The 12,635-nt window shown below is 55.6% G+C and carries 12 protein-coding genes; 4 read left to right on the top strand and 8 right to left on the bottom strand.

Translation table 11 applies throughout. The features are described 5' to 3' along the window. Nucleotides 1-19 precede the first annotated feature (19 nt). From INF61_RS04950 to INF61_RS04940, 3 genes are read right to left on the bottom strand one after another with little or no spacing between them, the layout of a single operon-like run. Nucleotides 20-832: a MetQ/NlpA family ABC transporter substrate-binding protein gene (locus tag INF61_RS04950; RefSeq protein WP_003857677.1), complete on the bottom strand. Its 813-nt coding sequence runs from the start codon at nucleotides 830-832 to the stop codon at nucleotides 20-22. 23 nt (nucleotides 833-855) lie between these two features. Next, a complete protein-coding gene (locus INF61_RS04945) occupies nucleotides 856-1,524 on the bottom strand; it encodes a methionine ABC transporter permease (RefSeq protein ID WP_017384621.1) in 669 nt (222 codons plus the stop codon). Then, nucleotides 1,517-2,539, bottom strand: a complete 1,023-nt coding sequence (locus tag INF61_RS04940) for a methionine ABC transporter ATP-binding protein (protein ID WP_045334085.1) — start codon at nucleotides 2,537-2,539, stop codon at nucleotides 1,517-1,519. The genes INF61_RS04945 and INF61_RS04940 overlap by 8 nt, the downstream gene beginning before the upstream one ends. A 399-nt stretch (nucleotides 2,540-2,938) precedes the next feature. Between INF61_RS04940 and INF61_RS04935 the strand changes: the two genes are divergently transcribed. From INF61_RS04935 to lpp, 4 genes are all read left to right on the top strand, one after another. Then, entirely contained in the window at nucleotides 2,939-4,309 is a 1,371-nt protein-coding gene (locus INF61_RS04935) for a cystathionine beta-synthase (protein ID WP_047062639.1), read from the top strand. A gap of 12 nt (nucleotides 4,310-4,321) precedes the next feature. Beyond that, complete coding sequence (locus INF61_RS04930) at nucleotides 4,322-5,467, top strand: PLP-dependent aspartate aminotransferase family protein (protein ID WP_017693564.1); 1,146 nt, start codon at nucleotides 4,322-4,324, stop codon at nucleotides 5,465-5,467. 376 nt (nucleotides 5,468-5,843) lie between these two features. Continuing rightward, the gene (gene pykF, locus INF61_RS04925) at nucleotides 5,844-7,265 is read left to right on the top strand and encodes a pyruvate kinase PykF (protein WP_003857687.1); all 1,422 of its coding nucleotides are present in this window, start codon (nucleotides 5,844-5,846) and stop codon (nucleotides 7,263-7,265) included. A gap of 312 nt (nucleotides 7,266-7,577) precedes the next feature. Then, complete coding sequence (lpp, locus tag INF61_RS04920; RefSeq protein ID WP_001082307.1) at nucleotides 7,578-7,814, top strand: murein lipoprotein Lpp; 237 nt, start codon at nucleotides 7,578-7,580, stop codon at nucleotides 7,812-7,814. Nucleotides 7,815-7,874: 60 nt separating this feature from the next. Here lpp and INF61_RS04915 read toward each other — a convergent pair whose 3' ends face one another. The 5 genes from INF61_RS04915 to sufC all read right to left on the bottom strand — a co-directional run bounded on the left by INF61_RS04915 (nucleotide 7,875) and on the right by sufC (nucleotide 12,626). Next, nucleotides 7,875-8,888, bottom strand: coding sequence for a L,D-transpeptidase family protein (locus INF61_RS04915; protein WP_017384625.1), 1,014 nt, complete (start codon nucleotides 8,886-8,888; stop codon nucleotides 7,875-7,877). 97 nt (nucleotides 8,889-8,985) lie between these two features. Next, nucleotides 8,986-9,402: a cysteine desulfuration protein SufE gene (gene sufE / locus INF61_RS04910; protein ID WP_017693566.1), complete on the bottom strand. Its 417-nt coding sequence runs from the start codon at nucleotides 9,400-9,402 to the stop codon at nucleotides 8,986-8,988. A gap of 14 nt (nucleotides 9,403-9,416) precedes the next feature. After that, entirely contained in the window at nucleotides 9,417-10,637 is a 1,221-nt protein-coding gene (gene sufS, locus INF61_RS04905; protein ID WP_047735035.1) for a cysteine desulfurase SufS, read from the bottom strand. Next, a complete protein-coding gene (sufD, locus tag INF61_RS04900; protein ID WP_193547563.1) occupies nucleotides 10,634-11,905 on the bottom strand; it encodes a Fe-S cluster assembly protein SufD in 1,272 nt (423 codons plus the stop codon). The genes sufS and sufD overlap by 4 nt, the downstream gene beginning before the upstream one ends. Then, nucleotides 11,880-12,626, bottom strand: a complete 747-nt coding sequence (sufC, locus tag INF61_RS04895; protein WP_003857736.1) for a Fe-S cluster assembly ATPase SufC — start codon at nucleotides 12,624-12,626, stop codon at nucleotides 11,880-11,882. The genes sufD and sufC overlap by 26 nt, the downstream gene beginning before the upstream one ends. Nucleotides 12,627-12,635: the final 9 nt, after the last annotated feature.

The raw sequence follows: 12,635 nt of genomic DNA, 5'->3' as shown, positions 1-12,635 counted from the left end.
CGTCTGGAAAATCAGGAGATTAGTTGTTTACCGGGATGACTGCGCCTTTGTATTTGGTGCGGATCCAGTCCTGAATCTCTTTGGAGTGCAGCACGTTCACCAGCGCGACGATATCCTTCTTCTTCTCGTCACCGCGATGAACGGTAATGATGTTGGCGTACGGGTTATTCTCACCGCTTTCAACCGCAATGGGATCGTGCACCGGATCCAGACCGGCATCAATTGCGTAGTTGGCGTTGATCACCACCGCAGCACCTTCGTCGTTGTTGTACATCTGCGGCAGCAGAGATGCCTCAACGTTAGGGGTGAATTGCAGCTTTTTCGGGTTCTCCACGATATCGCTGATGCGCGCGGTCACTTTATCGATGCCTGGCTTCAGCTTGATCACGCCCTCTTTTTCGAAGATGGAGAGAATACGCCCTTCCTCGGAAACCGCATCACGCATGATGATTTTGCCGCCTTCCGGCAGATCCTTCAGCGATTTGTATTTTTTCGAATAGATACCGATCGGCTCAATGTGGATTGCGCCCGCACTGACAAAATCATAATCCTTATCGCCCGCATGATCTTTCAGGACGCTGTTCAGGTAAGGGATGTGCTGGAAATAGTTGGCGTCAATGTCATGCCCCGCCAGCGCCGTGTTTGGCAGAATGTAGTCCTGGAACGGTTTAATCTCCAGATCGATCCCCTGCTTCGCCAGAATCGGCTTAGCCTGCTCCAGAATTTCCGCGTGCGGGGTGTTGGACGCCCCCACGGTGAGCGTGTCCGCCCAGGAGGCAAAGCTCAGGGCACTCAGGGTTGCGGCGGCGATCAGTGTCAGTGTCTTTTTCATGATGTGGTTCCTGTGTGTATTTATTAGCGTTTATCTAACAGTGAAGTAATGGCATCGCCGCAGAACTGGATAATGAACACGATGATCAGAATGGTCACCGTTGCCACCAGCGTGACGTCACCATGGTTGCGCTGGAATCCTTCCAGATAAGCCAGATTTCCCAAACCGCCGGCACCTATCACCCCTGCCATTGCGCTGTAGCTCACCAGCGCAATCAGCGTCACCGTCATACCTGAAACCAGTGCGGGTGAAGATTCCGGCAATAAAACCCGAAACACTAACGTGCTCAGCCGCGCGCCCATCGAACGCGTGGCCTCAATGACTCCTTTGTCTACTTCTCGCAAGGCAATCTCGACCAGACGGGCGTAGAACGGCGCCGCGCCCACAATCAGGGCGGGCAGCGCAGCGTTAGCGCCGAGAATGGTCCCCACAACGGTCTTGGTGAACGGGATCAGCAGAACGATGAGAATGATGAACGGAATCGAGCGGAACACGTTCACCACAATCGACATCACGCTGTAGACCGTGCGGTTGTGGAATAACCCGCCGCGGGCGGTTAAAAACAGCGCCAGACCGAGCGCGATCCCCAGGACAAACGTCGCCACGCCGGAAAGCGCGGTCATGTAAAGCGTCTCCTGGGTTGCAGCCCAAAGCTGATCCCACTTCAGGTGCGGAAAGAGTTCTTCAGCCATGCTTGATTACCTCGCCTTCAATATCGCTTTGCTTCAGGTCGGCGAGGATATTGTTCAGTTGTTCGTCCGATGCCACCACGTGCACCCAGAGCTGCCCGAAAACACCGTGGGCGGTTTGCGTCATTTTGCCGTGCAGGATGTTAAACGGCAGGCCGTAGCGCAGGGTCAGTTCACCGACGATCGGCCTGTGCGTGCTGTGCCCGGTGAAGGTCAGCCTGATCACCGTGCCTTCCAGATCGTTTGCCAGTTCGGTATTGAAGGTCTCTTCCTCCGCGTACTGGCTCACCTGGCGGACAAACTGCCGGGTGATCGGCTGCTGCGGACGCGTAAACACGCTCAGCACGTCCCCCTCTTCCACCACCTTGCCGTTTTCCATCACCGCCACGCGGTCGCAGATTTTGCGCACCACGTGCATCTCATGCGTAATGAGTACGATGGTCAGGTTAAAGCGACGGTTAATGTCCAGGAGCAGATCGAGGATCTGATCGGTGGTCTGCGGATCCAGCGCCGAGGTGGCTTCGTCACACAGCAGTACGTCCGGATGATTGGCCAGCGCGCGGGCAATGCCCACACGTTGTTTTTGCCCGCCGCTCAGCTGGGATGGGTAGGCATTCTCGCGCCCCTTCAGGCCGACCAGCTCCACCAGCTCGGCAACGCGAGCCTGAATTTGCGCTTTTGGCACACCGGCAATTTGCATTGAAAAGGCGATATTTTCCTTCACCGTGCGCGACCAAAGCAGGTTAAAGTGCTGGAACACCATGCTGATTTTCAGGCGTGCCTGACGCAGCGCTTCTCCCTTCGCGGCGGAGATATCCTGACCGTTAATGGTGACGCTGCCGGCGCTGGGCTTTTCCAGACCGTTCAGCAGACGGATCAGCGTACTTTTCCCGGCCCCGCTGTAACCGATGATCCCGTAAATCTGTCCCTGCTCTATCGTCAGGTTGACGTTATCTACGGCTGTCAGCGCCTGTTTCCCGTTGTCAAAAACCTTCGAAATATTGCTGAGTACAATCATTCTTATTCTTTATCCGTTTCGCATATAGCGGTTTAGCAGTATGGATGTCCAAAAGATAGTAAACAGCCGTTATCAGCTTTTAAATGACCAAAAAAGAATTTCTTATAATGCTCAGGAATAAGCAGCGAACTGGCGGGTGAAAAGCATTTAGATGAATATCAGCAATAATTATCTGCCATTTGCATATCAGGTCTTACCCACTCGACGAAATCGGCTAATTTTGCAGCACTTTATGCGGATATAGCCATCCTCACATCCGGACAACTTTACGTCTTGCTGTCTTTCCATCTGAAAACACAAGGATTATTCCTTTCCGTTCTAAAACTCAGTGAAAGGTTCTTTATTGAGAAAATTTCATGGTTCTATCATCCGGTCATCACCTCTTCACAGGACATGACCATGACGCTTTACCACTCCGTCACCGAACTGATTGGCCGTACGCCGCTCATCCAGCTGCACAAGCTGGACACCGGCCCCTGCTCGCTGTTTCTGAAGCTGGAAAACCAGAATCCCGGCGGCTCGATTAAAGACCGCGTCGCGTTGTCGATGATTAATGAAGCCGAGCGTACGGGCCAGCTACGGCCCGGCGGCACCATTATTGAAGCCACTGCGGGGAACACCGGCCTGGGGCTGGCGTTGATTGCGGCTCAGAAGGGCTACTCGCTGATCCTGGTGGTGCCGGACAAAATGAGCCGCGAGAAGATTTTCCACCTGCGCGCGTTAGGGGCGCAGGTCGTGCTGACCCGTTCAGATGTGAATAAAGGGCATCCGGCCTACTACCAGGATTATGCCCGGCGGCTGGCGAACGAACTGCCAGGCGCGTTTTATATTGATCAGTTCAATAACGCGGCCAATCCGCTAGCGCACCGCACCACTACCGCACCGGAACTGTTTGAACAGCTTGACGGCCAGATCGATGCCATCGTCGTCGGCGTGGGGTCCGGCGGTACGCTGGGTGGCTTACAGGCGTGGTTTGCAGAACATTCGCCGCAGACGGAATTTGTGCTTGCCGATCCGGCCGGGTCGGTGCTGGCGGACCAGGTTGAAAACGGACGCCATCAGGATGCCGGATCGTGGCTGGTTGAGGGGATTGGCGAAGACTTTATCCCTCCGCTGGCGCACATCGAAGGGGTTAACCGCGCCTGGCGCATTACCGATCGCGAGGCGTTCACCACCGCCCGCGATCTGCTAAAAACGGAAGGGATCCTGGCAGGCTCCTCCACCGGCACGCTGCTGGCGGCGGCGCTGAAATATTGCCAGGCGCAGACTACGCCAAAACGTGTGGTCACCTTCGCCTGCGACAGCGGCAATAAATACCTCTCGAAGATGTTCAACGACGACTGGATGCGCCAGCAGGGGCTGATTTCGCGTCCGCAGGCAGGCGATCTCTCGGACTATATTGCCCTGCGCCACGATGAAGGCGCGACGGTGACTGCCGCCCCGGACGACACGCTTTCCACCGTGCTGGCCCGCATGCGCCTGTACGACATCTCCCAGCTGCCGGTGCTCGATAACGACAAGGTCGTCGGCATCATCGACGAGTGGGACCTGCTGCGACACATCGGGGGAGATGCCGATCGCTTCTCTCTCCCCGTGACGGCGGCCATGACGCGTCAGGTCGAATATCTGGATAAGCAGGCCCCGGAGAGCGCCCTGTACGCCATCTTTGACCGTGGCCTGGTGGCGATTATTTATGACGAAGATCGCTTTCTGGGTCTGATCACACGCAGTGATGTACTCACCGCCTGGCGTAACCGCCTGACAAAATAAAAGGAGCAAAAGATGAAAAACCTGGCCACCCTCAGCGTTCACAGCGGTGAGTATCACGACCCGCACGGCGCCGTGATGCCGCCAATTTACGCCACGTCGACGTTTGCGCAACCGGCACCGGGTGAACATACCGGCTACGAATACTCCCGGAGCGGCAATCCAACCCGCCACGCGCTGGAGACCGCCATCGCCGAACTGGAAGGCGGCACGCGCGGGTACGCTTTCGCGTCAGGGCTGGCAGCCATTTCCACCGTGCTCGAACTGCTGGATAAAGACAGCCATATCGTCGCCATTGACGACGTGTATGGCGGTACGTATCGCCTGATCGAAAACGTGCGCAAGCGCAGCACCGGGTTACAGGTGAGCTGGGTTAAGCCGGACGATGTAGCCGGGCTTGAGGCCGCCATTCGCCCGGACACCCGCATGATCTGGGTGGAAACGCCAACGAACCCGCTGCTGAAACTGGCCGACCTGGAGGCCATCGCGGACATTGCCCGGCGCCATAATGCGATCAGCGTGGCGGATAATACCTTCGCCTCCCCGGTCATTCACCGGCCGCTGGAGGCGGGGTTCGATATAGTGGTCCACTCCGCCACTAAATATCTCAACGGTCATTCAGACGTGGTTGCCGGGCTGGCTGTTGTCGGGGCAAATAAGGATCTCGCGGAGCGTCTGGGCTATCTGCAAAACGCGGTTGGCGGCGTTCTGGATCCGTTCAGCAGTTTCCTGACGCTGCGAGGGATTCGCACCCTCTCTCTGCGCGTTGAGAAGCACAGCGCCAACGCACTGGCAATTGCGCAATGGCTGGAGCAGCATCCGCAGGTAGACCGCGTGTTCTATCCCGGGCTGGCGTCACATCCCCAGTATGCGCTGGCACGCAGACAAATGGCGCTGCCGGGCGGCATGATCTCCGTTGTGATTAAAGGCGATGTGCAACGCGCGGCAGAGGTGATCCGTCATCTTACGCTCTTTACCCTGGCGGAAAGTCTGGGCGGTGTGGAGAGTCTGGTGAGCCAGCCCTACAGCATGACCCACGCCTCCATACCTCTGGCGCAGCGTCTTGCAAACGGCATTGTGCCGCAGCTTATCCGCCTGTCGGTGGGGATTGAGGATGCGAAGGATCTGATCGCCGACCTTCAGCAGGCGCTGGAAAAGTGAGCAAAAAACGGCGGGCGTTGCGCCTGCCGTCATAAGATGACATTAGACCTTAACGCCTTGATAACAAACTTATGTGAATCTGCACAGATTGTTTTGAAACGCTGTTTCCATTTTCCTTTTTACTGTAAATCAGCGTATAATGCGCGCCAAATCCCTGGTGAATGGTTTCAGCGCTTGGAATACAAAAAACAACGTACAACTTCTCCTCTCCTTCGTTGGGCTGGCACTCAGGCACACTTTCTTCTGCACGCTCATTTGATGTCACCTATTCTTAGTGCGTGTCATATACTCTTTCGCAACACAGGTTTGACTCCGCGGCGGTGCGCCCCCGGAGCGAGATTTCCATATCCTTCCCAACTTAAAGACTAAGACTGTCATGAAAAAGACGAAAATTGTTTGTACTATCGGCCCGAAAACCGAATCCGAAGAGATGCTGAGCAAAATGCTGGATGCCGGCATGAACGTGATGCGTCTGAACTTCTCCCACGGCGACTATGCTGAACACGGTCAGCGTATCCAGAACTTGCGCAACGTGATGAGCAAGACCGGGAAAAAAGCGGCAATCCTGCTCGACACCAAAGGTCCTGAAATCCGCACCATCAAACTGGAAGGCGGTAACGACGTTTCCCTGAAAGCGGGCCAGACCTTCACCTTCACCACCGACAAATCCGTTGTGGGTAACAACGAAATCGTTGCCGTGACCTACGAAGGCTTCACCAGCGATCTGTCTGTTGGCAACACCGTGCTGGTAGATGACGGCCTGATCGGCATGGAAGTGACGGCGATCGAAGGTAACAAGGTTATCTGTAAAGTGCTGAACAACGGCGATCTGGGCGAAAACAAAGGCGTTAACCTGCCGGGTGTGTCCATTGCGCTGCCAGCGCTGGCTGAAAAAGACAAACAAGACCTGATCTTCGGCTGCGAACAAGGCGTGGACTTCGTTGCTGCCTCCTTTATCCGTAAACGTTCTGACGTGGTTGAGATCCGTGAGCACCTGAAAGCGCACGGCGGCGAGAACATTCAGATCATCTCCAAGATCGAAAACCAGGAAGGCCTGAACAACTTCGACGAAATCCTCGAAGCGTCTGACGGTATCATGGTAGCGCGTGGCGACCTGGGCGTTGAAATCCCGGTTGAAGAAGTGATCTTCGCGCAGAAGATGATGATCGAGAAATGTGTTCGCGCGCGTAAAGTGGTTATCACCGCAACGCAGATGCTGGACTCCATGATCAAAAACCCACGCCCTACCCGCGCGGAAGCAGGCGACGTGGCGAACGCCATCCTCGACGGTACCGATGCCGTTATGCTGTCTGGCGAATCTGCAAAAGGGAAATACCCTCTGGAAGCGGTCAGCATCATGGCGACCATCTGTGAGCGTACCGACCGCGTGATGAAAAGCCGTCTGGATTACAACAACGACAGCCGTAAACTGCGCATCACCGAAGCCGTGTGCCGTGGTGCGGTAGAAACCGCCGAAAAACTGGAAGCCCCACTGATTGTCGTGGCGACCCAGGGCGGTAAATCTGCGCGTGCCGTGCGTAAATATTTCCCGGATGCGACCATTCTGGCGCTGACCACCAACGAAACTACCGCGCGTCAGCTGGTGCTGAGCAAAGGCGTGATCCCACACCTGGTGAAAGAGATTGCCTCTACCGATGATTTCTATCGTCTGGGTAAAGAAGTGGCTCTGGAACTGGTTGATTGTGGCTTGGCCCAGAAAGGCGACGTGGTGGTTATGGTTTCTGGCGCGCTGGTTCCAAGCGGCACCACCAACACTGCATCTGTCCACGTGCTGTAATATTTCACGAACAAATTATTGTTTTGTTAAAAAGCGTCCTTCGGGGCGCTTTTTTTATTCCCGCCTTTAACCAGAACTATTCAAAAAGCAAATCGGGTTTTTCTATTTAATCGCGATTTATCTAAGATGAATCCGATGAAAAATGCCTTTTTTAACATAGCTTTTTCGTCAAAATTGCCGATTTCGTTGCTTCTTTGAGCGAACGATCAAAAATAGGCGTAATCCCATCAAAAAAATATTCTCAACCCAAAAAACTTTGTGTAATACTTGTAACGCTACATGGAGATTAACTCAATCTAGAGGGTATTAATAATGAATCGTACTAAACTGGTACTGGGCGCGGTAATCCTGGGTTCTACTCTGCTGGCAGGTTGCTCCAGCAACGCTAAAATCGATCAGCTGTCTTCTGACGTTCAGACTCTGAACGCTAAAGTTGACCAGCTGAGCAACGACGTGAACGCAATGCGTTCCGACGTTCAGGCTGCTAAAGACGACGCAGCTCGCGCTAACCAGCGTCTGGACAACCAGGCTACTAAATACCGTAAGTAATAGTACCTGTTAATAAAATGGCGCACATTGTGCGCCATTTTTTTTGCCTTCGTCAAACCTCTACTGAAGCGCCTTCTCTCCCTCGCCTTCCGCCACCGCCGCTGAGACACGACTGTTCTGCACCGACAGGACAGAATTGCTGGCTGACGAACCACTGCCTGCTGAAACGGCCACCGGGATCCCCGCTCTGCGCGCCAGGGCTTTATCGATAAGCGTTTTATCGCTACCTGATTCCGCTGCAAAGGCGGTAAACGCCGCCGAGTGCGTGAACGGCACCGTCTGTGGGTTTTCGCCCTCAGCCTGCGCCAGCGGCCTGTGCACTTCGATATAACGTTTGCCGTCCGGCTCGACGGAGAACTTCACCGGCTCATTGATGATCTGCACCCGCGTGCCGACGCGCACTTGCTCAAACAGCGCTTTGATATCCGGCGCATTCATTCGCATACAACCCGAGCTGACCCGCAACCCTACGCTGTCCGGCGCGCTGGTGCCGTGAATAAGATATTCCCCATTCCCGATACCCAGACGAAGCGCAAAGCGCCCCAGCGGGTTATTTGGCCCTGCGGGTACCACAGGCGGCAGTTTAATGCCCTGGGCCAGTGAGCGCGCTCTGATGCCCGCAGTGGGGGTCCAGGTAGGGTTAGGGATTTTCTGACTCACACGGGTGGTGCTGACCGGTGTTTCCAGCCCAAGCTGACCAATGCCCAGCGGATAGACCTGCACGATATTTTCGCCAGGCGGATAGAAGTAAAGACGCAGCTCCGCCAGATTCACCACAATGCCCTCACGCTCGGTGTCCGGCAGTAGCATCTGGGAAGGGATGGTAATGACCGTTCCTGGCGCAGGGTTCACCGGAGCAATGGTATTATTGGTTTCAAGGATGAGCTGTGCGGCGGTATTAAAGCGACGAGCGATAGACTGAAGTTTATTGTCACCTTCCTGAATGGTGTATGTCTGGTTTTGCCCAATCAGGCGGCTGCCTGCGGGCGGTAAAGGATAATCAACCGCCCAGGCTGAATTAACAGCACTGAGCGAACCAAGGAGTAATAGAGTAATTAGAGACGCGCGCTTCATGCTGAGATTCCTTATTCACTGACCAAACGTCAGAAAGCTGAAAAACCAGCGAGGTGGAAACCACCTCGCGAAACAGAATGAATGCTGTTCTGTCAGTTTAGCTAAGGATTGCGGCTTTGGCGCGTATGGCGCGGATCATCGCTTCCAGCCCCTGGGATCGGGACGGGGTGAGGTGCTGGGTTAAGGCCATTTTTTCAAACCACGGGCGAACGTCAAAGGCGACAATATCCTGCGCTGACATCTGGTGATAAAGAATAAATACGACGGCAATAAGCCCCTTCACAATGGCGGCATCGCTGTCACCCTGTAATTCAATTACGCCTTCATCCGTCTGTTGCATCAGGATCCAGACCTGGCTCTGGCAGCCCTGAATGATGTTGTCCGGGTTATGTGCCTCTTCGCTGAGCGGCGGCAGGCGCTGGCCCAGCTCGATAATATAAAGGTATTTCTCTTCCCAGTTCGCGCAACGCCCAAAGTTGCGCAGCAATTTATCTCTGTCCGGCAAATCTGCCATCTCTCGCCTCTCCGTTAGCCAAGCAGCTGGTGAATACGTTTTAGTCCCGCCACCAGTCTGTCGACCTCTTCCGTTGTGTTGTACATCACCAGCGATGCGCGGCACATAGCCGGTACCTGATAATACGCCATCAGCGGCATCGCGCAGTGATGCCCGGTACGTACGGCGACGCCGTAATTATCAAGGAAACTGCCTACATCATAGGCGTGATGCTTGCCGAGGTTGAAGGCTATCACACCCAGACGGTCAGCAGGGCCATATAAGGTCAGTTCCGGGACGCTGGCCAGCTCCTGCAAGGCATAATGCATCAGCTGCTGTTCGTACTCCTGAATCGCCGCCAGCCCCGTTTCAGAGACGTAGCTAATGGCCGCGCCCAGCCCGATGATCCCGCCCGTGTTGGGCGTACCCGCCTCGAAGCGCCAGGGCGCACGGGCGTAGGTTGTGCCGTCCGTCAGGCTGACGGTGGCGATCATTGACCCGCCCCCTTCCCACGGCGGCATGGCCTGGAGAATGTCCTCTTTCACATACAACACGCCAATGCCCGTCGGGCCATACAGCTTGTGCCCGGAGAAGACGTAGAAATCGCAGTCCAGAGCCTGAACGTCAACCGCATGGTGCATCACCGCCTGGGCGCCATCAATCAACACTTTCGCACCAACCTGATGAGCTTTGTCGACGATCAGCGACACCGGATTTTCCGTCCCCAGCACGTTTGAAACGTGGGTCACCGCCACCAGCCGCGTTCTGTCGTCCAGCAGGGCGTCCAGCTTTTCCAGCTGGAGCGTGCCGTCTTCATTTAGGGGGATCACCCGCAGTTGCGCCCCCACACGCTCACAGAGCATCTGCCAGGGCACGATGTTGGCATGGTGCTCCATCTGGGTGATGATGATGTTATCTCCCGCGTGCACCTGCGCATTGCCCCAGCTGTTAGCCACCAGGTTGATCCCTTCGGTGGTGCCGCGCACGAATACCAGCTCTTCCGGCGAACGCGCGTTGAGGAAGGCCGCAACCTGAGTGCGCACGTTTTCCATGCGCTGGGTCGCCTCGGCGCTCAGGGTGTGGATCCCGCGATGTACCGCCGCATAACCGTGGCGGTAAAACTCGGCTTCCGCATCCACCACCTGATTTGGTTTTTGCGCGCTGGCCGCACTGTCGAGATAGGCCAGCGGCAGACCGTTCACTTCACGGGTCAGTACCGGAAAATCTGCCCGGACTTTCTCTACGGGAAATGTCATGCTTCGCCTCCAGGCAGACGCTGACCGATACGGGCCAGCACCTGCTGTTTAAGTCCGCCATCGGGCAGCGCTTCCGTCAGCTCAGCCGCAAAGGCGTAAATAATCATCTTTTGCGCAGCCTGCTGGTCTATCCCGCGCGAGCGCAGGTAGAACATCTGCTCATCGTCAATACGCCCAACCGTCGCACCGTGGCTGCATTTCACGTCGTCCGCATAGATTTCCAGCTGTGGTTTGGTGTCCACCTCTGCCAGACGTCCCAGCAAGAGGTTGTTGTTGGTCATCTGCCCGTCAGTTTTGATGGCGTGCTGCGCCACGTTTATCAGGCCGTTAAACACCGCACGTCCTTTGTCGCTGACGATGGTTTTGTGCAGCTGACGGCTGTTGCAGTAGCCTTTGTTATGCTCAAGCCAGGTGCGCGTGTCGCACACTTCTGACTTCACCAGCATCGCCAGGCTGTTAATACGCAGCGTAGTGTTTTCACCGTTCAGCTGGGTGCTGGTATTGTGGCGCAGCACCGCGGCGCCAAGCAGGAAGCTGTGGCTGTACGCCGCGGCATCCTGGCCCAGCAGAATATCGTTGTGAGCGAAGTGGTGACTGAGCGGATTCTCAAACGCCAGCTTGATGTGGTGCAACTGGGCATTGGCCGCCACGTTCATCGTCAGACGCGAACCGGTAAAATGACGGGTGTCGTTAAGGCTGACGTAATGCTCGATCACCGTCGCCTCCGCCCCTTCTGCCAGCTCAAGATGGTGGCGATAGTGGGCGGTGTTAATCTCATCACCCTCAACGCCCTGGGTGATATGCATCAGCAGCAGCGGTTTCGCCGGGCGCTGGTTACGCTTAACGCGAATATGGGTGACAGATTGCGACAGGCTCTCTGTCAGGTGCAGGAAGACTTCAGGCTGAACGGGCGCGTTCAGCGACTGACGTTCATCGTTAATGACGATATCGAACACGCTCTCCTGCACGCTGTCGCTCAGCTCCGCACGGAACAGACCGTCGACAAACACCAGACGCACGGCATCCACGCTCAGCGCCAGCCTGTCGCGCTGATCGGGGCTGACCTGCGCCAGACGGGTGACAAACTCGCCGTTCAGCAGGCCATCCAGCGGGGTATATTTCCAGTTCTCATGTTTACGCGTCGGTAAACCGAGACGCAGCATCTGCTGGAGATGGTGCTGAGCCTGTTCAGAGCGCGCTCCACCCTGCGCTTCAAACAGCCGGTGCCACTGCTGAAGTGCATTACTGCTGTTCGGTAAGCCAGCCATAACCCTGCTCCTCCAGTTGTTTAACCAGCGTAAAGTCACCGGATTTCACAATGCGTCCCTGGTAAAGCACGTGGACATAGTCCGGTTTGATGTAATCCAGAATTCGCTGATAGTGAGTCACGATGATAAATGAGCGGTTGCCGTCACGCAGGGAGTTCACCCCGTCGGCAACGATCTTCAGGGCATCGATATCCAGCCCTGAATCGGTCTCATCGAGAATGCACAGCGCCGGTTCCAGAACCGCCATTTGCAGAATATCGTTACGTTTCTTCTCACCGCCGGAGAAACCCACGTTTACCGAGCGGGTCAACAGATCTTCCGGCATTTTCAGCAGCTTAATCTTTTCTTCCATCAGATCCTGGAAGTCAAAGCGATCCAGCGCCTCAAGGCCGCGATACTTGCGCACCGCGTTCAGCGCGGTTTGCAGGAAGAACTGGTTGCTGACGCCCGGAATTTCCACCGGATACTGGAAGGCCATAAAGATGCCCTCGCCGGCACGCTCTTCCGGCGACATCTCCAGCAGATCTTTGCCGTTAAACTCAACGGAGCCGCTGGTAACTTCATAATCTTCGCGTCCTGCCAGCGTCGCTGAAAGCGTACTTTTCCCGGAGCCGTTTGGCCCCATGATGGCGTGAACTTCACCCGGTTTGACGTCAAAATTGAGGCCACGCAGGATCTCTTTCTCTTCCACGCTAACCTGTAAATCTTTAATGCTTAACATGTGCTTTCC

Source organism: Enterobacter cloacae complex sp. P18RS, assembly GCF_014982105.1.
Lineage (GTDB): Bacteria > Pseudomonadota > Gammaproteobacteria > Enterobacterales > Enterobacteriaceae > Enterobacter > Enterobacter hormaechei_C.
The sequence above is the reverse complement of the archived record's forward strand: the minus strand, read 5'-3'. Positions and strand labels throughout refer to the sequence as shown.